The organism is Pseudomonas saxonica (assembly GCF_007858365.1).
Lineage (GTDB): Bacteria > Pseudomonadota > Gammaproteobacteria > Pseudomonadales > Pseudomonadaceae > Aquipseudomonas > Aquipseudomonas saxonica.
In genome coordinates this window covers 46,251-69,485 of record NZ_VFIO01000015.1, presented here as the reverse complement: position 1 = coordinate 69,485, position 23,235 = coordinate 46,251, and the positions used below count along the sequence as shown (strand labels likewise).

Annotated in this window: 22 protein-coding genes and 6 pseudogenes; 17 read left to right on the top strand and 11 right to left on the bottom strand. The window is 53.0% G+C overall.

Annotated elements, in window-relative coordinates:
- Positions 1-16: 16 nt before the first annotated feature.
- The 6 genes and pseudogenes from FJD38_RS22970 to FJD38_RS22945 form a co-directional block, all read left to right on the top strand.
- Positions 17-598: pseudogene (locus FJD38_RS22970) on the top strand (branched-chain amino acid ABC transporter permease); the annotation flags it as partial.
- Position 599: 1 nt separating this feature from the next.
- Positions 600-1,610: a branched-chain amino acid ABC transporter permease gene (locus FJD38_RS22965; protein WP_146387806.1), complete on the top strand. Its 1,011-nt coding sequence runs from the start codon at positions 600-602 to the stop codon at positions 1,608-1,610.
- On the top strand, positions 1,607-2,365 hold the full coding sequence (locus tag FJD38_RS22960; RefSeq protein WP_146387804.1) for an ABC transporter ATP-binding protein: 759 nt from the start codon (positions 1,607-1,609) through the stop codon (positions 2,363-2,365). The genes FJD38_RS22965 and FJD38_RS22960 overlap by 4 nt, the downstream gene beginning before the upstream one ends.
- A complete protein-coding gene (locus FJD38_RS22955; RefSeq protein WP_122784326.1) occupies positions 2,365-3,060 on the top strand; it encodes an ABC transporter ATP-binding protein in 696 nt (231 codons plus the stop codon). The genes FJD38_RS22960 and FJD38_RS22955 overlap by 1 nt, the downstream gene beginning before the upstream one ends.
- A gap of 15 nt (positions 3,061-3,075) precedes the next feature.
- Complete coding sequence (locus FJD38_RS22950; protein ID WP_146387802.1) at positions 3,076-4,356, top strand: Zn-dependent hydrolase; 1,281 nt, start codon at positions 3,076-3,078, stop codon at positions 4,354-4,356.
- Positions 4,353-5,762 (top strand): amidase, encoded by a 1,410-nt coding sequence (locus tag FJD38_RS22945; protein WP_146387800.1) that lies wholly within the window; start codon positions 4,353-4,355, stop codon positions 5,760-5,762. Before FJD38_RS22950 ends, FJD38_RS22945 begins: the two co-directional genes overlap by 4 nt.
- A 34-nt stretch (positions 5,763-5,796) precedes the next feature.
- Here the strand turns inward: FJD38_RS22945 and FJD38_RS22940 are convergent, their stop codons facing one another.
- Positions 5,797-6,333, bottom strand: a complete 537-nt coding sequence (locus FJD38_RS22940; RefSeq protein ID WP_146387798.1) for an anti-virulence regulator CigR family protein — start codon at positions 6,331-6,333, stop codon at positions 5,797-5,799.
- 148 nt (positions 6,334-6,481) lie between these two features.
- Between FJD38_RS22940 and FJD38_RS22935 the strand changes: the two genes are divergently transcribed.
- From FJD38_RS22935 to FJD38_RS22910, 5 genes are all read left to right on the top strand, one after another.
- Complete coding sequence (locus tag FJD38_RS22935) at positions 6,482-8,359, top strand: FAD-dependent monooxygenase (RefSeq protein WP_146387796.1); 1,878 nt, start codon at positions 6,482-6,484, stop codon at positions 8,357-8,359.
- A 13-nt stretch (positions 8,360-8,372) separates the two neighbouring features.
- Positions 8,373-8,810, top strand: coding sequence for a MarR family winged helix-turn-helix transcriptional regulator (locus tag FJD38_RS22930; protein WP_208727540.1), 438 nt, complete (start codon positions 8,373-8,375; stop codon positions 8,808-8,810).
- Between the two features lie 213 nt (positions 8,811-9,023).
- Positions 9,024-9,524, top strand: coding sequence for a GNAT family N-acetyltransferase (locus tag FJD38_RS22925; RefSeq protein WP_208727539.1), 501 nt, complete (start codon positions 9,024-9,026; stop codon positions 9,522-9,524).
- Positions 9,525-9,803: 279 nt separating this feature from the next.
- Entirely contained in the window at positions 9,804-10,067 is a 264-nt protein-coding gene (locus tag FJD38_RS22915; RefSeq protein ID WP_146387792.1) for a CopG family ribbon-helix-helix protein, read from the top strand.
- Positions 10,030-10,320, top strand: coding sequence for a type II toxin-antitoxin system RelE/ParE family toxin (locus FJD38_RS22910; RefSeq protein ID WP_146387790.1), 291 nt, complete (start codon positions 10,030-10,032; stop codon positions 10,318-10,320). The genes FJD38_RS22915 and FJD38_RS22910 overlap by 38 nt, the downstream gene beginning before the upstream one ends.
- Before the next feature lie 62 nt (positions 10,321-10,382).
- On the opposite strand, the pseudogene FJD38_RS24910 reads toward FJD38_RS22910, so the two are convergent.
- Positions 10,383-10,762: pseudogene (locus FJD38_RS24910) on the bottom strand (site-specific integrase); the annotation flags it as partial.
- Positions 10,763-10,906: 144 nt separating this feature from the next.
- On the opposite strand from FJD38_RS24910, the pseudogene FJD38_RS22900 reads away from it, so the two are divergent.
- Positions 10,907-11,709, top strand: a pseudogene (locus FJD38_RS22900) (IS3 family transposase).
- Positions 11,710-11,799: 90 nt separating this feature from the next.
- Here the strand turns inward: FJD38_RS22900 and FJD38_RS22895 are convergent.
- A complete protein-coding gene (locus FJD38_RS22895) occupies positions 11,800-12,210 on the bottom strand; it encodes an Ivy family c-type lysozyme inhibitor (protein ID WP_146387788.1) in 411 nt (136 codons plus the stop codon).
- Positions 12,211-12,493: 283 nt separating this feature from the next.
- On the opposite strand from FJD38_RS22895, the pseudogene FJD38_RS25085 reads away from it, so the two are divergent.
- A pseudogene (locus FJD38_RS25085) lies at positions 12,494-12,658 on the top strand (SDR family oxidoreductase); the annotation flags it as partial.
- A gap of 211 nt (positions 12,659-12,869) precedes the next feature.
- Here the strand turns inward: FJD38_RS25085 and FJD38_RS22885 are convergent.
- Positions 12,870-13,160: pseudogene (locus FJD38_RS22885) on the bottom strand (site-specific integrase); the annotation flags it as partial.
- Positions 13,161-13,711: 551 nt separating this feature from the next.
- Here FJD38_RS22885 and FJD38_RS22880 point away from each other — a divergent pair.
- The 4 genes from FJD38_RS22880 to FJD38_RS22865 all read left to right on the top strand — a co-directional run bounded on the left by FJD38_RS22880 (position 13,712) and on the right by FJD38_RS22865 (position 18,256).
- The gene (locus FJD38_RS22880; protein ID WP_146387786.1) at positions 13,712-14,434 is read left to right on the top strand and encodes an Nmad2 family putative nucleotide modification protein; all 723 of its coding nucleotides are present in this window, start codon (positions 13,712-13,714) and stop codon (positions 14,432-14,434) included.
- Between the two features lie 592 nt (positions 14,435-15,026).
- Positions 15,027-16,328 carry an HD domain-containing protein gene (locus tag FJD38_RS22875; RefSeq protein ID WP_146387784.1) on the top strand — a complete coding sequence of 434 codons (1,302 nt, stop codon included), beginning with the start codon at positions 15,027-15,029 and terminating at the stop codon, positions 16,326-16,328.
- Positions 16,315-17,496, top strand: a complete 1,182-nt coding sequence (locus FJD38_RS22870; protein ID WP_158637871.1) for a DNA methyltransferase — start codon at positions 16,315-16,317, stop codon at positions 17,494-17,496. The genes FJD38_RS22875 and FJD38_RS22870 overlap by 14 nt, the downstream gene beginning before the upstream one ends.
- Positions 17,497-17,518: 22 nt before the next feature.
- Entirely contained in the window at positions 17,519-18,256 is a 738-nt protein-coding gene (locus FJD38_RS22865) for a methyltransferase domain-containing protein (RefSeq protein WP_146387780.1), read from the top strand.
- Positions 18,257-18,264: 8 nt separating this feature from the next.
- Here the strand turns inward: FJD38_RS22865 and FJD38_RS22860 are convergent, their stop codons facing one another.
- The 7 genes and pseudogenes from FJD38_RS22860 to FJD38_RS22830 form a co-directional block, all read right to left on the bottom strand.
- Positions 18,265-18,819 (bottom strand): AAA family ATPase, encoded by a 555-nt coding sequence (locus tag FJD38_RS22860; RefSeq protein ID WP_146387778.1) that lies wholly within the window; start codon positions 18,817-18,819, stop codon positions 18,265-18,267.
- The gene (locus tag FJD38_RS22855) at positions 18,795-19,673 is read right to left on the bottom strand and encodes a hypothetical protein (RefSeq protein WP_146387776.1); all 879 of its coding nucleotides are present in this window, start codon (positions 19,671-19,673) and stop codon (positions 18,795-18,797) included. The genes FJD38_RS22860 and FJD38_RS22855 overlap by 25 nt, the downstream gene beginning before the upstream one ends.
- 333 nt (positions 19,674-20,006) lie before the next feature.
- Positions 20,007-20,802 (bottom strand): annotated as a pseudogene (locus FJD38_RS22850) (DNA adenine methylase).
- Positions 20,803-20,952: 150 nt separating this feature from the next.
- Positions 20,953-21,480 carry a lysis system i-spanin subunit Rz gene (locus FJD38_RS22845; RefSeq protein ID WP_146387774.1) on the bottom strand — a complete coding sequence of 176 codons (528 nt, stop codon included), beginning with the start codon at positions 21,478-21,480 and terminating at the stop codon, positions 20,953-20,955.
- On the bottom strand, positions 21,477-22,022 hold the full coding sequence (locus FJD38_RS22840; RefSeq protein WP_146387772.1) for a glycoside hydrolase family 19 protein: 546 nt from the start codon (positions 22,020-22,022) through the stop codon (positions 21,477-21,479). The genes FJD38_RS22845 and FJD38_RS22840 overlap by 4 nt, the downstream gene beginning before the upstream one ends.
- Before the next feature lie 57 nt (positions 22,023-22,079).
- Positions 22,080-22,358 carry a hypothetical protein gene (locus FJD38_RS22835; RefSeq protein ID WP_146387770.1) on the bottom strand — a complete coding sequence of 93 codons (279 nt, stop codon included), beginning with the start codon at positions 22,356-22,358 and terminating at the stop codon, positions 22,080-22,082.
- On the bottom strand, positions 22,355-22,759 hold the full coding sequence (locus tag FJD38_RS22830) for a hypothetical protein (protein ID WP_244302799.1): 405 nt from the start codon (positions 22,757-22,759) through the stop codon (positions 22,355-22,357). Before FJD38_RS22830 ends, FJD38_RS22835 begins: the two co-directional genes overlap by 4 nt.
- Positions 22,760-23,235 lie beyond the last annotated feature (476 nt).

The window sequence follows — 23,235 nt, the reverse complement described above, 5'->3', positions numbered from 1 at the left end:
CCAACTTATGGAATAGTTCCAGATTCTGGTGACGCTGGGTATTGCCCTGATCATTCAGGAAGCCAGCGTGATGATCTGGGGCCCGGTAGGTAAAAGCGTGGCCGTGCCACAGCTGCTGCGTGGCGTGCTGGTGATCGGTGACTTCGTGTACCCCTACTACCGCTTGTTCCTGATCGCCTTCTCGGCGCTGATCGGTTTCGCCCTGTGGCTGCTGCTGGAGCGCACACGTTTTGGCGCGTTGGTTCGCGCGGGCAGCGAAAGCACCGAAACCGTCTCCCTGCTTGGCACCAATATTTTTCGCCTGTTTTCCATGACCTTCGCGCTTGGCGCGGGTCTAGCCGGGATTGCCGGTGTGCTGTTCGCGCCATTACGCGGTGCGCAGCCCTTCGTGGGCCCGGAAATTTTGGGTGTGGCCTTTGTGGTCGTAGTCATCGGCGGCATGGGTTCGTTCAGTGGTGCGCTGGTCGGCGGTTTGCTGGTGGGCGTGGTGCAAAGCCTGATGACAACTATCTGGCCTCAGGGCGCCAGCCTGATGATCTACGGCGCAATGGCCGTGGTGATTCTGCTGCGCCCTTATGGCCTGTTCGGGAGAGCCTGACATGAATGAGAAAAACCCCCTGCCCTTCGCCAAAACCCAGTCGCGCTCCATGCTGCTGTTGGTGGTTGCGGTCTTGATCGGCCTGCCGCTGGTGCTGCCCTCGGCCACTCTGGCCACTGAAATCCTGATCTTCGCCATGGCTGCACTGGCCTGCAACCTGCTGCTGGGCTACACCGGCTTGCTGTCATTCGGCCAAGGCATTTTCTTTGGTGCCGGTTCTTACTGCGCGGCCTTGCTGATGATTCACCTGCATCTGGGCCTGTTCAGTGCCTTGCTCGGTGCCGCGCTGGTGGGCGCCTTTCTGGCGTTTCTGGTGGGCGCGCTGGCCATCCGCCGAACCGGTATTTATTTCGTGATGCTGACGCTGGCCTTCAGCCAGATGGCTTATTTCCTGACCTATACCCTGAGCGACTGGACCGGCGGCGACAACGGCCTGCTGGACGTGCCCCGCCCCGAAATTCGCATCGGCGATACCGTACTGTTGTCCCTCAGTGACGCACGCTATTTCTACGGCTTTGTCGCCGTGCTGTTCCTGCTGATTTTTATCGGCGCCCGCCGGGTGATTACGTCGCCTTTCGGCAGCACGTTAATGGCCATCCGCGAAAACGAAACCCGCGCCGCCGCCATCGGCTATGACACCCGGCACTTCAAGATTCTGGTGTTTATGTTGTCCGGCGCCGTCACCGGAGTGGCCGGGGCGCTCTACGCCATGCTGTTGCATTTTGTCCCACTGTCCAACATCGACCTCGCCATGTCGGAGAACATTCTGATCATGACCATTGTCGGCGGCACCGGGTCGTTGTTCGGCTCCTTGCTGGGTGCAGGCACCATCGTGTTACTGGGCGATTTCCTGTCTGACTTGTGGCCACGCTGGCTGATGCTGCTGGGGGTCATTTTGATTCTGGTGGTGGTGTTTATGCGCGGCGGTTTGTGGGGCGGATTGTCGACCCTGTTTGAACGGATCAAGGGCTCGCGTAAAAGCCAACAGCCCCTTCAGGAGGAACAGCCATGAGCGCGCCACAGCCCCTGCTGCAAACCGAAAACCTGCAACTGGCCTACGGCGCATTCAATGCGGTCAACGGCGTCAACCTGAAGGTCGAGCAAGGCACCATTCACACCGTGATAGGCCCTAACGGCGCAGGCAAGACCAGCCTGTTCCACTGTTTGACCGGAGAGCGTCAGGCCACTGGCGGTGCCATTGTGTTTGATGGCAAGAACATCATTAAAAAGCCCTCCCACGGCCGCGTTGCGCTGGGCATGGCCCGCTCATTCCAGCTCACCAGCCTGTTTCAGAACCTCAGTGTGCGCGAGAACTTGCGTCTGGCGGCCCAAGGCCGGGATGGACTGGGCGCCCTTAATTTCTGGCGACACGTGGACAGCCGCCGCCAGCACCACGACATGGCCGATCAGGTGCTCGAACGCCTGCAACTGACTCAACGCGCCAACACCCTGGCCGGAGAGCTGTCTCACGGCCAACAGCGGGTGCTCGAAGTGGGCATGTCGATCTGCTCCAAACCCAAGTTGCTGATGCTCGACGAGCCGACCTCGGGCATGGGCATCGACGACATTCCGATCATGACCCAACTGATCAGCGACCTGGGACGCGACCACACCGTGCTGCTGATTGAACACAACATGAGCATTGTCATGTCCATCAGCCAGCGCATCACTGTGATGAGCCAAGGCCAGATTCTGGTCGAAGGCACACCTGAATTTGTCCGCGCCGATGAACGTGTACGCACCGCCTACCTGGGAGAAGCCGCCTGATGCTGACTGTCGACACTATCCATTCCTACTACGACAAGAGCCACGTCCTTGAAGGCGTTTCGTTACAGGTCAATCCGGGGGAGCTGGTGACGTTGCTCGGGCGCAACGGTGCGGGCAAGACCACCACGTTGCGCAGCATTCTGGGGATTATCTGCCCGCGCCAGGGCCAGGTGCGCTTCAACGGTCAAGACATGGTCGGGCGCAAGGTCTTTGAGATTGCCCGCGAGGGGCTCGCCTTGGTGCCGGAGCATCGCGGCATTTTCCGCTTGCTCAGCGTTGAGGAAAACCTGCGCATCGCCCAGCGCAAAAGCAGCCGCTGGCAACTGGAGGATGTCTACGCGATGTTCCCGCGCCTCAAGGAGCGGCGCAAAAATGCGGGCCATGCGTTGTCCGGCGGCGAACAGCAAATGCTCGCCATCGCCCGGGCACTGGTCAACGACCCCAAGCTGTTGATCCTCGATGAACCTACCGAGGGGCTGGCGCCGGTGATTGTCGATGAGCTGGTGAAGATTTTGCGCACGATCAAGGAAGACGGCCTGCCCGTGCTGTTGGTGGAGCAGAACCTGAAGGTCTGCGACGCACTTGCCGACCGCCATTACGTACTCGAACAAGGCCGTGTGGTGTACGAAGGCAGCGCTGCCGAGTTTCGTGCCGACCCGACCATCAAAAATCGTTATCTGGCCCTGAGCGCCTGAAGGAGAACACTCGTCATGAACAGTCCTATCGCCCTGTCCAATGTGTTTAACAGCAACGCGCCGCTGATTAACCGTGAGCGTTTGTGGCAGTCATTGATGGATCTCGCGCAACTCGGCGCCACGGCCAAGGGCGGGGTTTGCCGTCTGGCCCTCACTGACCTTGACCGCCAGGCCCGGGATTTGTTTGTGCGCTGGTGTGAAGACGCCGGTTGCACCGTCAGTGTTGACGCCATCGGCAATATCTTCGCGCGCCGCGCCGGGCGTCAACCCGACCTGGCGCCGGTCATGACGGGCAGCCATATCGACACCCAGCCCACGGGCGGAAAGTTCGACGGTTGTTACGGGGTCATGGCCGGGCTGGAAGTGATCCGTACTCTCAATGATTTGAATATCGTCACCGAGGCGCCCATCGAGGTCGTGGTGTGGACTAACGAAGAAGGTTCGCGTTTCCCGCCGTGCATGATGGGTTCCGGGGTGTTCGCCGGCAAATTTGACCTCCAAGACACCCTCGACAAACAGGATGAACAAGGCGTCTCGGTCGGCGCCGAGTTACAGCGCATTGGCTACGCCGGCAGCCGTGCGGTGCCGGGGCATCCCGTGGGCGCGTATTTTGAAGCCCATATCGAGCAAGGCCCGGTGCTGGAAGACCAGGCCATCACCATTGGCGTGGTGATGGGTTGCCTGGGGCAAAAATGGTTTGACCTGACCTTGTCTGGCGTCGAGGCCCACGCCGGGCCGACCCCGATGCACCTGCGCAAGGATGCACTGGTCGGGGCCGCGCACGTCGTCAGCGCGGTCAACCGCATTGCCCTGCACCATCAGCCACACGCCTGCGGCACCGTCGGCTGCCTGACCCTGCACCCCGGCTCGCGCAATGTCATCCCCGGTCAGGTGCACATGACCATCGACCTGCGTCACCTGCATGAAGATCAGCTGCAAGCCATGGTCGATGAAGTGCGCAACGCCATTGAAGACGCCAGCACCGCCCACGGTTTGAGCTACACGTTGACGCCCACCGCCGACTTCCCGCCACTGGACTTCGACCCTGCGTGTGTCGATGCCGTGCGCAAAGGCGCGCAGCAGTTGGGGCTTAGCCATATGGAGATTGTCAGCGGTGCCGGGCACGACGCTATCTTCGTCGCTGAACTGGGCCCCGCCGGTATGATTTTCGTGCCGTGCGAAGGCGGTATCAGCCATAACGAAATTGAAAATGCCGCACCGCAGGATCTGGCCGATGGCTGCGCCGTGCTGCTGCGGGCCATGGTCAATGCGGCGCAGGGGGGGCAAGAAAAATGAGCCAGCCGACTGACATAGGCCAAATGAGCGCCGTTGAATTGCTGGGCCGCTACCGCGATAAAAGCCTGTCACCGGTGGACGTGACTGAAGATGCGCTGGAACGTATCGAACGCTTCAATCCGCTGGTCAACGCTTACTGCCATATTGATGCCGACGGTGCACTGCGCGCTGCCCGCGCCTCGGAACAACGCTGGCTTAAAGGCGAACCCTGCGGCGCTCTGGATGGTGTTCCGGCTTCCATCAAAGACCTGACGCTGACCCAGGGCATGCCCACGCGTAAAGGCTCACGAACCACCTCGGCACAAGGCCCGTGGGACGTGGATGCACCGTTCACCGCTTTTATGCGCCAAGCCGGAGCCGTGTTGCTGGGCAAAACCACCACCCCGGAATTTGGCTGGAAAGGCGTCACGGACAACCCGCTGTATGGCATCACCCGCAACCCGTGGGACACCCGCATGACGGCAGGCGGCTCGTCTGGCGGTGCGGCGGCCGCTGCGTCCCTCAACCTGGGGGTTTTGCATCAGGGCAGCGATGCTGGAGGCTCGATCCGCATTCCCTGTGCCTTCACTGGCACTTTCGGGATCAAACCGACCTTTGGCTATGTGCCGCAATGGCCTTCCAGCTCAATGACCATCCTCTCGCATCTGGGGCCGATGACCCGCACTGTCGAGGATGCCGTGTTGATGCTGCAAACCGTCGCCCGACCGGATGCCCGCGATGGCCTGATCGGCGCACCGCGAACCACACCGTGGTTACCCGCAGAGCACAGTCTCAAGGGACTGCGCATTGCTTACAGTGCCGACTTGGGCCACATCAAAGTCGATCCGCAGGTGGCTGTCGTCATCGCGCGTGCGGTGGCGCGGCTGAGTGAACTGGGCGCAGAAGTCGAGCACGTTGACCCGGGCTTCAGTGATCCGCTGGATACGTTCAATACGTTATGGTTTGCCGGCGCAGCGCGTCTGGCCGGGCAACTGGACAGTGCCCAACGCGACCTGCTCGATCCGGGCTTGCAACGCATTGCCGCACTGGGCCAAGGCATCAGCCTCAGCGACTACAGCAGCGCCCTTGAGGCCCGCGCCGCGCTCGTGGCGCAGATGAGCGAATTCCATCAACGCTACGATATTCTGGTGACACCGATGCTGCCCATCACCGCGTTTGCGGCCGGGCATAACGTGCCACCCGATTCGCACTACAGCGAATGGATGCACTGGACGCCCTTCAGCTACCCCTTCAACCTGACTCAACAACCTGCCGCGTCAGTGCCCTGTGGTCTGGCCCAGAACGGCTTGCCGGTCGGCTTGCAAGTGGTCGGCGCACGATTTGCCGATGACGCAGTGCTCAGGGTCTGTCGGGCCTATGAGAAACATTTCCCGAGTCGCCATCCGCACGCGCCTGTTAGCCAGTAATCCTCGCAGAGGTATCGTCTATGACCTACAGCGCTTAATGGAATGCGCCATTAAGCACTTCATAGATGATGCCGCTGGCCAAAGACACCAGAATCAAGTCAGTCCCTGCCTGACGCCACTCATAGCCTTCATAGTGAGGCAATTGTTTGGCCAGACGACCGTCGAGTTTTTTGCCGATACCCGGTGGCAGTGGCTTGCCCCGTGCAAGGTTCTTTTGAACACCCGGCGGCAATGCAGGGCCAGGACTCCAGTAATCGCGATGTTGACCCACGATGCCCAACGCATGCTGGCGGTTAACGCTTGGCCCCTTGTTGTGTGCCTTCCCTTCTGGATGCTTGCCTTGCGACTGATTGCCGCCTGGCTTGCCTTGAGGCATGCCTTGCTGCTGATTACCGCCTGGCTTGCCCTGATGCATGTCTTGAGGTTTTTGCCCCTGCTGACCTTGCGGGTTCCCTTTGTCGAAACCATTACCCGGTCCATTGCCGTTTCCAGGATCAGCCAGAGCAGTCACTGAACCGCAGGCAAGCGCCAGGCAAGTCAATGCAGTCATCAAAGAACGTGAACTGAACATATCAATACTCTCAAAAGGAAATTTCTACCGGTTGTAGACCCCAAATGTGCGTTTGGTTCAACGAACGTCGGGGGGTTGTAATAGTTCGTATACTGAGCATATTGTATGGCAGCGTCTTACTCCACTAATAACAACAAGGAATAACGCCATGCAATTCCACCTCAACGGGTTCCAGTCGGGCGACCCGGAACTTCATGCTGCACTCCCGCCTCTCCTGCTGCCAGAAACCGTGGATGTACTCATCGTCGGCAGTGGCCCGGCGGGTTTACTGCTGGCGGCACAACTGGCCAGATTCCCAAGCATAGCAACCCGTGTAGTCGAGCGCCGTGAGGGTCGATTGCAATTGGGGCAGGCTGACGGAATCGCCTGCCGAACCGTTGAAATGTTCCATGCGTTTGGCCTCGCCGAAAAACTGCTGCGCGAAGCCTGCTGGGTCAATGAAACCGCATTCTGGAGGCCCAAGGCGGACGACCGACAGCGCATCGAACGCACCGGTCGTGTGTTGGATACCGAGGATGGCCTTTCGGAGTTTCCCCACGTCATCGTCAATCAGGCCCGCATCCAGGACTACCTGCTCGATAGCATGCTCAAGTTGCCGCAACGGCTGGAACCCGATTACAACCTGGAATTGGTCGACGTCATCCGCGATGAACATTCAACACACCCCGTTCTGGCGACGCTGAAACGCACCGACACCGGGCAGACGGTGAAAATTCGCACTCGCTATCTGGTCGGCTGCGACGGAGCGCGCAGCAAGGTACGCACGGCTATTGGTCAGCAATTGCGCGGTGACGCCGCCAACCATGCCTGGGGCGTTATGGACATGCTGGCCGTGTCGGACTTCCCCGATATTCGGCTCAAGGTGGCCATTCAATCAGCTGACGCCGGCAACCTGCTATTCATTCCACGCGAAGGTGGGCATCTGGTTCGCATGTACGTCGATCTGGGTGTAGTCACCGAAGAGAACCGCGCAGCGATCCGTGAAACCAGCGCCGAACAACTGATCGAAACGGCACAACGCATCTTGCAGCCCTACACATTGGACGTGAAAAATGTCGTCTGGTGTTCCGTATACGAAGTGGGTCAGCGCCTGACGGAGCGATTCGATGACGCCGTTGACGCGGCAGGCACACACCGCGAACCGCGTATATTCATCGCGGGCGACGCCTGTCACACCCACAGCGCAAAAGCCGGACAAGGCATGAACGTCTCGATGCAGGATGCGTTCAACCTGGGCTGGAAAATCGCGGCCGTGCTTGAAGGCCGTAGCCCCTGCTCACTGCTGGCCAGTTATTCACAAGAGCGTCAGCCAGTGGCTCAAGAATTGATCGGCTTCGACAAGGAATGGTCAGCCATGATCGGTGCGCGCCCAAAAGACCCGCTTGACCCCACCGCCGGGGGTATAGATCCGGCAGCGTTGCAAGCCTATTTTGTGCAAGCAGGCAAATACACGGCGGGGGTCGCTACCCGTTATCGGCCAGGCCCTTTGACCGGGCTCGGCACTTGGCAAGCACTCGCCAGCGGTCTGCTCATCGGCACCCGTTTTCACTCGGCACCGGTGATTCGTGTGGCCGACGCACGTCCCATGCAATTAGGTCACACGGTAACCGCCGACGGCCGATGGAGGCTTTTCGCCTTTGCCGATGCCTCAGGTGAGGCATTGCACGCGCTGTGCGACTATCTGGAGCACCATCCTGACTCGCCTGTTCGCAGATTCACCGCCCCGGGCGCAGATCTCGACAGCGTGCTTGATGTACGCGCCGTTTATCAGCAAGGGCACCGAGAACTTAACGTCGAGCAACTGCCCTCACTCTTGTTGCCACGCAAAGGAAGTCTTGACCTGATTGACTACGAGAAAGCGTTCAGCGTTGACCCACAGGCCAACATCTTTGAATTGCGCGGCATTGATCGTCAACGCGGCGCACTGGTACTGGTGCGGCCGGATCAGTATGTGGCGCATGTCCTTGCACTGGACGGATACACCGAACTGGAGGCATTCTTTGAACCCGTTTTGATCACTCACTAATTAAGGCCCCATCGTGCCGACTGACAACTCACCCAGGATTCTCGCGCACACCGGTAGCTTGATACGTCGCGCACAACAGCGTCACGTTGCAATCTGGATGCGCGAAGTCTCCACTGACGTCACCAGCGTGCAATACGCAGTCCTGCTGGTGCTTGAGCAACGTCCTGGCGTCAGTCAGCGCGAATTGGGCGATGAGCTTGACCTTGACCGTTCCACCATCGCCGAACTGGCTGCGCGCATGGTACGTAACGGCCTGGTCGAACGGATCAGCGACCCCCATGACAAACGCCGCAACACCCTGTTCCTGACAACAACGGGGCGAGCGTTGCTGGCTGAGCTCAAGCCCCGAGTAGACAACGTCGAGCGAGTGCTCACACAAGAGCTGAGCACTGCCGAGCGTGACACGTTGCGCCACCTTATCGAGCGTTTGCTCATCCCCTGCGAGCCATGAGGTTCTGAGAAGAGCGTTGATTCAACATGAGCACCCAGCTCCAGCCGCGATGCAGTAAAAAACTGGCGCCCTCTGGGTATGCCCTCTCCAGTTCAAACAGTGACTGCCCCCTTGGGGCGGCAGATCGTAGCGTGCAGATCACCTCGGCAATTATTACTATCCTGAAAAGCACCCAGTAACGCAGTCCCCTGATAGCTCACAGAGATATGTCGAATGACGAATCATGAAACCATTGTAACCAGGGCCACCGATTCCGACCTGGACGGCATTCTAGAGCTTCAGGCCGAGAATCAGGCAGCACGGGGAGGCTCACTTTCTGCAAGCCTGCCTCGATCTCGCGTGATGGATATGATGAAGGAAATGCCTCTGATTGTTTCGCGACGTGGCGAGCGTGTGACCGCATTTCTGATGACGACCAGTCGGGCCATGAATGCCGATCTCCCCATCGTACAGGCGATGTTCGCTGCCTATCACGGAGCACCTGATGCCTATGTCTATGGCCCAATCTGTGTTGGCGAACAAGAGCGCGGCAAAGGCCTGGCCCAGAAACTGTTTGCAGACCTCAGACGTCTGGAACCGGGCCGTGAGGGCGTTCTTTTCATCCGTACAGACAATGAGGCGTCGCTTCGTGCTCACCTAAAAATGGGAATGAAAGAAGTCGCTGGATTTTCATTCAATGGCTCCGATTACGCCGTTTTCTCTTACATTGGATAAGAGCCCCGGTAATGGTTGGCTACCAAAAAGGGGCTAAAACATTCATCACCTCTACGTATACCCATGGCTCACCGGGCACTAAAGAAATCGTCAACAAAAAGATCTCCGGCCAACCTGTTCTTGTCGATGCTCAAGGCAGTGATTTCGGTGAGTACGTCCTGATCACGACTGCAAATAGACGCTCGTCAGGTCAGTCGATAAAGGAAGGTTCCACTCAAAAATTAGCGTATACAGTGAAAACCACAGAAAACTATGTATACACCTCACGAGGGCAACATCATGGCTTCTCCAGTGCTGTCATTCCGTGTCGAACCGACGCTGGTGGAACAGCTTGATCAGCTGTCCGAAGCTACGGATCGCGATCGCCAATACCACCTCAAACGCGCCCTGGCTCGCTACGTCGAGGCTGAGTCCTGGCACATCAAGGCCATTGCCGAAGGTATAGCCGACGCTAACGCAGGCCACCTGACCGACCTTAAAACCATCAAAACCAAATGGGTGAATCGTGCCAAACATCGCGTTGACGGACAAAGCGAGCAGTGATCTCGACTCGATTTACGAGTACTACGAATCACGCTTAGGCTCTGTTGCAGCCGATGTCGTACTTTTCCAGATCATTGAAGCGCTGGAGCAATTGGAAACTTTCACCGGCCTCGGACGCCCATCACAGACGCCAGATGTTCGGGAACTGATTCTGGGCAAATTCCTTTTTATTGCGCCGTACAGGCTGATGCATGGCGAGGTACAGGTACTGCGTATTCTTCCCCCGCGCACGGAACGGCAAGAAAACTGGTAACTGCTTGGTCTGCAATGCAGGTTCAGGACTTTGTTCCTAGCACGCTTGCATCTGCACACTCTGCGGGTGATCTCTTCCTGACGTCGAGTTGAGAACAACGCGAATGAGATCATCTTGAGCCTATTGATTGAGCTGCGACGATAAGCACACATACCTTGAAAGTGCGTGAGCGGTATGTCCTGCTCATCAAGCCCCGGGCGACAGTCACGCTCACGTCTGTGCATGTTGTAGTCCAGCTTGCGCAAAACCTTGCGGGCATCTCTCATTGCATGACGATCGACCTGACAGCCCCATGCCGGGCGGCCAGTTTACGGGCGAAAGTCTGACTCTCTTGGTAGACTTGCGCCCCTTCACGAATCAGGCGTATTTGTGCCGTGTAAATGATGCTGCCAGCGATGCGTTTGCGCGCTCTGATGTCTGACTCATAGGTTTCTCCAGGCATTAAAAAACCCGCACAAGGCGGGTTAAGTAGAAAATAAAAATCAGCTTAGTTTTAAACATCAAACTTTAGGCAGTGAATTATGTAGTGGTCTGATGAAACAGGACACCCATTTAGGCGAGAATGCTCGCCAGATCGAGGTGTCAGATGACCAAACAACGCCGCTCCTTTACTCCTGAATTCAAGCGCGAGGCTGCCGTCCTCGTGCTCAAACAAAACTACAGCTACTTCTAAGCCAGCCGTTCACTCGGCATTGGTGAGTCGGCATTGCGTCGCTGGGTTGACCAGATTCAGAAAGAACATAAAGGCGTCACCCCGCAGAGCAAACCACTGACTCCGGAACAGCAAAAAATTCAGGAGCAGGAAGCCCGGATTGCTCGGCTTGAGCGAGAGAAATCAATACTCTGGATATCCCGAACACATTGAACCGCGAGTTCGACGTGCCAGCACCCTGTCAAGTCTGGTGCGGCGATATCACATACATTGGTGCGCATGGAAAGTGACATTACCTGGCTGTCGTCATGGATCTTTGTACGCATCGGATCTTGCGGTGGGCGCTGTCGGAAAAGCCAGACGCGGAGCTGGTGATCAAAGCGCTGGATATGGCTTACGAGCAGCGTGGCAGGACTTCAGATCTGCTATTCCATTCAGACCAAGGATCGCAATATGCAAGCCGACTCTTTCGCCTGCGGCTGTGGCGATACCGCATGCGCCAAAGCATGAGTCGACGAGGAAACTGCTGGGATAATGAACCGATGGAGCGCGTATTTCGCAACTTGAAAACAGAATGGATGCCGACCGTGGGCTATCGGGCTGCGCAGAAAGCACAGCGCGATATCAGCCATTTTTTGATGCATCGCTACAACTGGATTTGGCCACACCAATTCAACGTTGGAATGGCGCCAGCGCGGGCCGAGGAAAAACTTAACGTCGTGTCCGGGATTAGTTGACCACTACAATCACCTTGCCAGAGCTAGGCCCTCAGGACTTTCATAATCAGAGTTTGAGCCAGCTAACCGGCAGTCTTTTTCCGGTTAGACTCATGGATTGTTGTCCGAAAAAGATTTATTCAACAATCCTTCGACAATACTGTCTGGATTTCCTAGCACCTGCTTTGTGAAGGCTTCCTCATCCGCAGAACGTGTCGCAAGAAGTCCCCACGACTTCTTGCCATTCGCACTGAAAACAACGCTTAACTGATTGTTAGCACAGTCATGTGGCTTGCACATATGGCCCACAAGAAAGCTTTTTCCGCCTGCCGAAACCTTCTCAACGGGCGTTGCAGTCCCCTGAGCTTTACTCACCCAATCTGGAAAGCTCAGCATCTGTGCATAGGCGTTTTTGTACGGGTCTTTGCTGATGACATCCGGCAAATATTGTTCTGCAGACGCTGCAGATGCTATTAAAAATAAAGAGACTCCGGTCAAAACCGCCAGGTGATTTGCTCTCATTTTGACTCCGTACCAAAATTTAATGATTGAATACTGAACCGCCTGTACAGGGTAGATCAGAATCAGGCATCTACGAGTTCCTTTCCCCGCAGCACCCTATAATCTCGAAGAGCGGAGCTTGCCAAAACTACAGGGCACCTTTCACCCATTGGAGCTGTCTGGCTAGTTCATTTCGGGCGCCAGCGAAAGGTTCGCTGCGCCATTGGATCTATCTCATATCCTCACGCAGGTCGAACTGATAGGGTCAATCGAATGTAGACACGGCTTTAGGGCTTCTCGCAGGGCTGAAAAGGTTGAGGATCCTGAGGGCCGCAAGGCCGCCTTAAAACTTAACGAAATTGCCATTTCCCCCGACGAGATAGGCAGGGCAATGGTTTACGCCCCGAATCAGCCGGCTAACGTCACCGTAAACGATCTGATTATCTCGCCGACCCAACAAGACTGGTAAGGGCAAAGCACTTGCCCTGCTCGGCCAACTACTAATGCGGCGTTGGCATTGACCATATCGGTGAGCACGGGTTGGTGTGAAGCGTCTTTAGCGGACAACTGGCGACCTTAGGCGTTGACCTGCCATGCCCGTGCGGCCCAAGCGCTGCCAGCCATCAGGGCAAAGCTAACCAGCAGCACCCCGCTCCACTTCACCGCGTCGAACTTCACGCCAGCACCTTGAGCGTGGCCAATTTGGTTTTACCTAGTGCGCGAGCCTTCTCCATTTCAAGCATATAGCGCTCGATCATTTCCTTGACTGTGGCACCTACGCGGTGTGCACGCTCAATGGCTACGGGTTGGTCCAGTTCAGCTTCACGCTTGCGCACCCAAGCTTGGGCGGCCTGTTTACGGGCGAAAGTCTGACTCTCTTGGTAGACTTGCGCCCCTTCACGAATCAAGGGTATTTGTGCCGTGTAACTGATGCTGCCAGCGATGCGTTTGCACACTCTGATCGTGGCTATGGTCAACTGGTACAATTCAAAATGAGATGGCAAATTGGACCAGTGAGCCGTCATAAACGTCCTTATACCCCCTAAAACACGCCTTAAACACGTAGAGCAAAATGGTAGAAAAATCAGCTGCAAACCACGTAAACACAGGCTCTGCGGTGTCCAGACGCTTTAGCGTGGCCCCTATGATGGATGGGAGCTACATTTTCAAAAAGTTATTATAAATCAATATATTATCTCTTAAATAATTATTGCTGTAGCAGAATTTAAGCAGTCAGTGTGACTCGTTTGAAGTCGATCCTTAACTGCTCTCCCTCGATCCGTCCAATCAAGGTCAGTACAAGTTCTTGTCTTTTCATACAGCGCCCTGCTGACCGACAATTACTTTTGCTATTCCCAACAGACAGTGCTGTATGAGGGGCTGTTTTGGCCAACAGCCACCGCCTGGACCAGGTAGCTTCATTCTCGATTCCGTCATTTAGCGATGGCAGAAATTTGCAAAAGCCCGACAATCAGACGCATCTAGAACCAAGGTCGATTCAACACTTAAGAAGAGCCTGCATATGAAATTACTCAAGTATGTAATAACGAATGACTCAGGTTTGGCCCCGAACCCGTTCTTCGCTGTATGTTCGCTTGCGCTTTGCACGCCTAACCACATGAATGCAAATCTGCTGCAGGGAGATTGGATTGTAGGTCATTCCTCAAAGGCGACTGGTCATCGGCTGGTGTATGCCATGCAGTTGACGAAGGTACTCGGTATGGACGATTACTTCCTCCAATTCCCCGAGAAGCATCCCAATCCTTACGGGAGTATCGAGCAACAGTACGGCGACAATTTGTACTTTCGCGAGAATGGTCGCTGGTTGCGCTTGCCATCGGCTGAGCACAATAGCTTGGAATCCTTTAGACAGGACCAAGGGCGTCGTGTCTATCTGGCGCAAGGCGAGGATAGCTTCTGGTATTTTGGTGCGTCCAATCCGTCACCTGCAATCTTGAGCTTTGCCGATCAATTTCCATGGCTTATTCAGGGCCAACAAGGCTTTACATATATCCATGATGCAGAGCGTATAACGGCGTTCTCTACATGGCTGTCATCACTGGGGCAAAGCGGTTTACTGGGCTTTCCGCGAGATCAACAATCTACCTCGACAGCTCGACACCTAATATCGATTGATCCCAAACCTGTCTGGCTCGATGCGCAGCCTAACTTGGATAAAAGCCAGTCGTTCGTGGCCTGCGGCACGCGTAAAGCCGCCCGTCCGAGCATAAATCTGGGCTGTTGAGCAAGCTTAAATTGGCGAAAACTTCGACCTAGCGCGATGTTTCAACCGAGAAGCAACCTGTCAAACTTCTCGGGTTATTCGTAGCTCGCATATCTTGCCATCTCACTGAACCTGGAAATATCGTGCACCGCCACTTCCTCCGCCGTCAGATAAACAAGGTCAATCCGCGTAAGGAATTCTTCCACCATGGGATCAATGAAATCCGAGCTGAATTCTAAAGGCTTGGTGTTGAGACACACTGGACCATGTCATCTGTAGCCTACGAATATCGTGAAGTCATTCGTATATAGCAACAAACCCAGGAAAATCCTGTGATCGAGCAGCAATGCACTCGCCACCAGCTTGAGCAAAAGGTAGAGATAGAGGTGTAGGTAGCATAGGCCAAAGATTTTTACCCTGACGCGATCAGACCAGCATGATCGGGGAGAAAATTAGTTGCGATCGCTCGCGGACCGCTGCCAGCGGTGGCTGAGGACCAGCGCCCTTAAACTCAAATCTGTCTTAAATGATCTGACCGCGTTATGTGTGTACAATCTCGCAAAGCTCCCGATTTGGGACGAACACCCGGCACACGTTTTGACTGAAGGGCCATATGGAATTCCACGACATTTTACATGGGCTCATGCGGTTCTCTGATGAGAATCTAACCTCACTACTCGCAGACCTTATCGACAGTCCGGAGATTCACCGACTGCGGAACATGCGGCAAATGAATTTTGATGTCCCGCTGATTCAAGAATTAGGCAGGTCTCGCCGACTACCGCATTCTATCGGTGTAACATTCTTAGCTGTTGAGTTAGCTCACAAAGCCAACCTCAACTTAAGTGACACTAAAGCTCTGCTCGCGGCAGCTTTACTCCATGATGCAGCTATTCCTCCATATGGGCATCTGGTTGAGTCCGAACTGAAGTTTATCACTCCAGACTTTAGTCACGAAGAGAACTTGGCAAAGATTATCCGAGGAACACTTGGAAGTGGAAACGCATATCAGCAAATTGTAAAAAATAAAGAGCTAAAACTAACTCCTATCTTGCAAAAGCATGGCATTGATATTGAAACTGTCATCAATATAGTATGCCCAAAAAAAGGTTCTACCAGTCCAATTTCTGCCGATATAGACATTGACAACATCGACAACGTACACCGTATGGCGGCTATGCTCGGCTGGGAAGGAGCTAAAGAAAATATTAAAACAATACGTAACTCTATGCGCCTCAAAGGCTTAAATGGCCTTATCTTTTCGAAGGAAGCCATTGCCCCCTTGCATAAGTGGCTAGAATTTAGAGAGCGTATATACACAATGATTATTGCGCATCCCGAGTGCATTCCTTATAACGCGCTACAAACAGATCTGGTTCGCCTCGCAGTCGATAACAATATAATCACGCCCACCGACTGGTACATGACTGAGCCGGAATTTGAAGATAAGCTGCGAGCAACCCCCACAACCCAAGCATTAGGCTGGCAGCTAATTTCTGGATGTGATTATAAATTCGTTGATTACGTATGGTTTAAAAATTTCTCTTCGCCTAAAAAACTGAAGAATAAAGACATATCTGACCATATGGATAGCAATATTACCGAAATCATAAAAAATTCTGGTTACTTTGTGTGGAACGAGAAAGGGTTGATTAGCCGGGGAATCAAGATCACTCTTGACGACAACAAAATAGTTCATCTCGGAAAAAACTCTACCAGCTGCATGATTGCGCTTGTCAAAAAGAGCCCAGGACAAGTTAGATTAACTAAAACACAATCTAACAAGTGGCGACAAGAGGTAATTAAATCTTTTATCGAGCTTTTTGAGCCAGAAACTTTCGATTTCGATTTCCCAGAGACGTATACAGGAAGTTTCTATTCTAAGACGGACGAGCTTCAACTTGAATACAAATGAGCAACTCGAAGATGTTGACTGGTCATTCCCGAACCTAGGCAACTCTGGAATCCACTCTGTACACTGGTATCCTGCGACTTATGTAGCAGCTATTCCTGGGACACTAATACCCGTGTTCACAAAAAAGGGCGGGCTAGTACTTGATCCCTTTAACGGTTCTGGTACATCTGGAGTGGAGGCCATCCGTTTAGGACGGACCTTCATTGGCATGGATACAAACCCTGTTGCATTGCTGATGAGTCACGCAAAACTACACTTCCCTGCCCCTAGGAGCTTACGACAACATCTAGATATCATTATCAGAGATTCGGAGAAGCTGTTCACCTCCAAAGAAATATTACAACATCCTCACCACCAAGAACTATCTGCATGGTACCACCCTGAGACCCTCAATACTCTAAATAGACTTTTATCGGCAATTCTACGCATTGACAACACCGACACAAAACGTTGTTTTCTCGCCATTTTTTCGGGTGTACTAAAGAACACTTCGTCGCAGGGGCGTCATTGGGGATGGGTTTGCGACAACGTAAAGCCAAAGCCCTTCGAAATAACTCTGAAAGATGCACTTTCTATTTTCATCAATGCTGCCAATGACTACATAACTATTACCGAACAGTCCCACAAACTTGTGCAGGTTCACTCTGATAACGAAACGAGAAAACTAACAAGATCTAGATACAAATTGATTCACGGCGACTGCGTAAAAAACATGCAAGACCTGCCTGAAGAACATATAGATTTTATTGTTACCTCGCCACCTTATTACGGAGTTGCTGACTATATAAAATCTCAAAGACTAAGTTATCTCTGGTTCGACAAAGACGAACTTGCAGCGGACCAACTAGGATTTAGAGACTTCGAAAAACTGAGATCACATGAGTCCGGCGCGAGATCAAACCGAACCAGAAAGAACAGCCACGAACTATATATGAATTTTATAAATTCGTTTTTTACGCAATGCTATCGCGTATTAAAAACAGGTTCTTCAATGGCTTTAGTTGTGGGTGAGTCTGGAGCCAGAGCATCTACAACAAACGAGCTGATTTTGGCTGCCGAATCCAAAGGCTTTAACCTAAGTCTTCGTAGGAAAAGAGATATAAAATCAAGCCGTCGACGGCTAATGGCCAGTGTCAAATGCGAAGACATTTTGATATTTAAAAAATAATAATTTTCCCATGGAGTGGAGAATGAGTGACCGCGATTTTAAAATGATTGAGCCTAATGTTCTGAAAGTACTAGGCGATGAAAAAGGTCCAAGCGAAGCCAAGTACGATGGAAAAATCTATTATAGATTTATGGACTTTTTTTACACGTATACGCCCAATCTTGACGAATTAAGCTCTGAAGAAGTCAGCCACCTATGCAGAGCACGCGCGAGCTACCCAAATTTAATTAGTAAAACTAACGTCGACGTACGAGAGCTATTCAAGCAAATTGCTATTGAGCTTGCACCGCGAACTTTTCTAGAGATCGGCGCAGGGTCACAGCCGATATTTTACAACCAGCCTGAGAACCAGGCAATGTACATAATTTCGGATGCAGACCCTGAGGTCATTCAAAAACTCCAAAACGAAAACAATAAATGTCAAATTTTTTCAAGTAGCGAATACAAACTACATTTCAACGATCATCATTTTGAACTGGTTATGGCGGTTTTCGTATTACACTTCCCCTTTTATCCAAACCAGCTAACTGAACTATATCGCACAATGAGCCCAGTTGGCGCCATGATTGCTAATGTATACCGGAGAACGATCGAAGCAAAAAAGCGGCTCTCCGATGATGTGAAATCAGCTGGCTTTAACATACACATAATTCGTGACACGAAAAATCTCTGCAAAGATCATGAATACTGGATATTAGGAAAAGACCTGAATTATCTGCAAAAATGCGCCGATACACTACAGCGGATCAGCGCAGTTTAACCTAGAGATCAAGCTATCCAGCTTAGTATAGCTTGATCAACCTCTAACCATAGCTGAGCCATGTCATCATTATTATAAATAACTCTATCAGCTTTAGATAAGAGTTCAGGCACATCTAGCTCACTCCTTGAATAGACTAATTCATCAAACTTACCTCTAGTCAACTCAATATCTTTACACACTTCAGCATCCAAGATAGCTCGCTCAAAACGCGTCTCAACAGAGGCCTGCACACCTATGAGCCTAAACCCTGGCACCTCACGATAACGAGCTAACTCATCCGTGTACCTAATGCCATCTACTACAATCTTACCAAGATGGAGATTCTCCACTCTATGCCTTGCGATTAGATCATTTCCAAAAATACTAAAAATTGAGTTTCCTAGCGAGCCAAGATTATCTCTTGATTGAGCCATACCGACATCACTAAGTATCTTCCTCAAAACTTCAGAATTAGAAGCTAAAGAGTATCCGTATCGATCCACGAGATGCTTAGTGATCGTGGTCTTTCCAGCCCTTATTGGACCAACTAGACCAATTATCTCAGGAAGCTCGGCGGCCATATCAACACCATTATTAAGTAAGTATAAACTGCGATCAAAATCACCATCCCCACGTACGCTTGAACACTAGGAGGAGTATCACGCTTTGTGTTCTTCCTAGTAGCTTCCTTAGGGAAAATTTTGGTCGTATGGTATTCCAACTGCTTCGCAAGAACAAAAAACAGTAGTACACACAACAAAGCAACATCACCAATTACAGCCTCATAAGGCGTAGCTACAGAAGCAGAGACACCGCTTACCAACCAAGCACCAAGAAGACAAATCATAGAAATTGAGCAGTATGCCACAACCCCAGTAAAATAAGAAATAACACTAGATGGCACCACAACCCCTTGTTCATACCTAGGACTCGTTACAACATCAACAATAAAATCCCAAATAAAGTAAACAGCAAAAACCCACATCAACTGAAGCGCCTCAGGCCTCGCAGAGGCAACACCTACATATTCAGAAATCTTCTTATTAACAGTATAATTCTGAAAATTTTGCTCTACAGTCTTTACGATTGCAAAGTACAAAACAACCAGAAAAACCTCAACCAGCAATATTACAAACTCCTTAGAAAATATAGAAGATATCTCCTTCTTTAAACCTCCCGCTTGAGACTTCGACCACATCACCCAACTTATCGTTACCAAAAGAAGCGCCAACAGGGAATGTGACAGCGTTGCGAGGAGAGCGCCTTCCTCTGCAAACAAATTGTCAAACATCTTCGATGGACTTGAAGCCGAATCCCACCCCCCGGTGACCACGAATAATAATTCCGATATTTGTTGGGCCACAGTGGCTGCAACGAGCGCAAACAGCATCGCAATAAAAGTTCGCCTCAGTTCGTTTTGAGTTGTAGTACTCACAGCCACTCCATTAGCAATTATAGTTTTTTAGTTCATACATCTTTTATAATAGGATACGCCACCAACACAAAGCGACAAAACCTACCGACTTTATCTTACTACTGATGCTAATAACTCTCCAGCAAAAAATCGCTCCTATTCGAAAGCTCTCCAAACAAAACTGAAAACTCAAAAGGTATTACTTCCAGATTACCTTTCTCAAAAAAACATAAAACTTCAAAGTCTTCATACAGATCATTTAGAGAATCCATGTCCCATCCCTGGATCCAGAGCTATGAGAAGGATCGAATTATAACCAATCACTAACTCTACTCCTGTCCTTCTCGCACAATGCTAAAATAATCCATTACAGATACTAGGTTCCCAATTCATAACAATCAACTCCCCCGTCACCTCAGCCCTCCCCTGCCGCTGATTCGTGGTCGTGTACCGGATCTCAGCCGTCTCAAAATGAAACCCTTCAAACACCCGCCGAATATCCGGGTGATCGTTGATGCTAACCATGACCTTGCCTTTACAACGCCGCATAAAGTCAGCCATGCGCTCGTAGTTTTCAAACGGGAAGTCGACGCCGTATCCAGCCGTCTGCCAGTAAGGTGGATCCATGTAGTGGAAGGTGTGCGGCCGGTCGTAGCGCTCGGCGCACTCAAGCCAGGGCAGGTTTTCAACGTAGGTACCGGACAGGCGCTGCCAAAGCGGCAGACAGGTTTTCTTCGATGCGCAGCAAGTTGATTGCGGGAGCTGTTGTTGCGGTACCGAAACTCTGACCTGAGACCTTGCCACCGAAAGCATGATGCTGCAGGTAGAAAAAACGAGCGGCGCGCTGGATGTCGGTCAGGGTTTCCGGGCGGGTCATTTTTTGCCACTCGAATATCTGCCGTGAGCTGAGTGCCCACTTGAATTGACGCACTAATTCTTCCAGGTGGTTCTGCACCACGCGGTACAGGGTCACCAGGTCGCCGTTGATGTCGTTGAGCACTTCGACTGGAGCAGGCTGCGGGCGCAGGAAGTAGAGTGCCCCGCCGCCGGCGAAGACTTCGACGTAGCATTCGTGGGGTGGGAACAGGGGGATAAGGCGGTCGGCGAGGCGGCGTTTGCCGCCCATCCAAGGAATGATGGGTGATGACATTGTTTGCAAGACCTTTACTGTATGGATAGACAGGTGCTAGGCTCGCTCCGCTTTGTGCACGGAGCAGGAGCCTTGACTGGGCTTGCAGGGATGATCTGCGGGTTTGGTGGCCGGGCTAGATGTTGACGCATCCAGCTTCGGCCGCTCCTTTTATTTCGTGTGTGAGACTTCTTTGGCGTAGGCCTGGCAGGCTTGCAGCGCGATCAGTCCTTGGTCGCCGTCGCTGGTGATTCCGATAATTCGTTGAGCATGCGCTCGGTCAAGTTGGGCTCTCGTGGTTCCATGAACCAAGCGACGGGGGCCGGTGGTGGCTTGCATTCCGTCACGATCATTTGTGGCGGTGGTGTCGAGTAGGACTGACAGCCGCAGGTCAGCAGTAGCAAGGCGATCACGCAGGCGGGTTTGATTAGTTTTGGCATCAGTCAGGGCTCGATAATGGGCTTGGTCACTGGCTGCCAGCCATTGTTCCAGGGCGAAGCGTTTGCCCTGCTCCGCGAGGATTAGCGCTGAGTTGGCATTGGCCAGATGAGTCAGGGTTGTTTGGTGGGCGGTTTCCTGTTTGGCCAGTTGCTGGCCGTAAGCGTTGGCCTGCCACGCCCATGCCGCCCATGCACTGCCACCCATTAGGCCAAGCGTTAGCAGCAATGCCCCGCCCCACTTCACCGCATCGAGCTTCACGCCAACATCTTGAGGGCACGAGCATACAGTGCCTGACGATCTGCTGCGCCGTTCTGACCGCCGTTGATGCGCCGGGTGATGGTGTCGAACTGGCCCGCGTCGGCCAAGGTATTGAGCCCCCTGCTCGCCCAAAACCATGCCGCTGACATGCATGCGTGCTGCGGCTTTTCCAGCAGCTCGGGTTGGTTGATCAGATCAAGGGCCAGCGCTTCGCCGCACATCATGTAGTTGGCCCGGCCGGTGATCTGGATCAGGCCGCGGCCTCGATATTTTTGACCGTCGCCGTCCGCCTCGGGGGTGTTGCCCAAGCGTTTAGCCAGTGAGCCTGTGTCGTATTTGCTCAGGTATTGGTCATTGCCCAGTTCGCGCACGTAACGGAACTGGCCGGATTCGTGGCCAATCTGCGCGATAAAGGCCGCAACGCGCTTCGAGCCAACAATCTGGAACCGGTTCATGGCGGTGTTCAAGACAGGTACAAAAACGCCGGCAAATTGGCCGGCGTTCGGGAGGATCAGCAGCAACTGCTGCACGGTGATGGGCATGGCTTTCTCCAGGCAAAAAAATACCCGCACTCGGCGGGGTTCTGGGTGATGCTGTTTTTAGCTGGGCCGCACTGGCCGTTTCTCTGCTTCCGGGAAGCCTTCGGCGCCCTCTTTCCATGCGCGTACTTGGATGCGGTAGTCGCGCCATTGACGCTCGGTGCCGGATAGGGCTATGGGATCATCATCTTCGATTGCTAGTAGTTGTTCCGCAATAACCAGCATTTCCAATTCTTGCCACAGAGCCTCCTTTTCTGCGTATGCAGCCTCAAGAGCCTTACTTGTTTGGGCGCCCTTCCTTTCACTTGTTATTAGCATATCCCAGTCGATATTGCTCAATCTGTTACTCCTTGGCCGAAGAAGTCCGGCAATTCTGGCAGAGGTTTCGGGAGATCTACAACTCCATCGGGGACATCGCTTATGGGCTCGGGAAAAGCCTGATCATGGCTATAGTTCCATGGGTTTGGCATTACCAGAGTTACGATTATTTCCCCGTTTAGCTTTTCAACCGGGCCTGCAAACCACTCGCTTTTAATTGCCTCTCGGGGAAGGGTGTCACCATCTCCCATTCTTGAAAAGCTGAATGCCTCATCATTTATGAAAAGAGTGGCCCCTTGCTTTACTATTTTTAGAGTGTCCTCGCGCCGTTGGGGGCTTAGTATTATTTTCATTATTTCCATCTCCCCATCGCCAAGCATTGAACCGTGTTCTGCGAGTCTACGGTTGAAGTAAAGTTCCACACTCTAGGATTACCCGACCACATGGACCAAGTTGTATCGTATCGACTGCTAGGTACCACGGTGCCCGCTACGCATACCTGAACACCTTCCACGAAAGGGGCTGCAAAAAGATATTCTATGGTTCTATTTGCTATATAGCCCGAGAATGAACCCCAGCAGATCTGAGTCCCGTCCGCAAATCGGGTGTAGCCACCGTTTCCGTTTACACCTCGCTCAATTATCGCGCCCTCTAGATTGGTGCCTACAGTCTTTGTGCCAACGATAACCCAAGGCCCCCAACTGGCTAAGCTGAGCGCCACCCTTCTGTAGGTAGTGTTGGGCCTCTTAAATTCCTGCTGAATACCATCGCCGCCGGACATTTCAGGCCAGTGAACACTGCTCTCTAACACGCCGTATACACCAGCCCCATTGGCACCGGGGATACCTAAATCATATCCATCCGCAAATCCAAGACAAGTTCCCGAAGATATGATGTC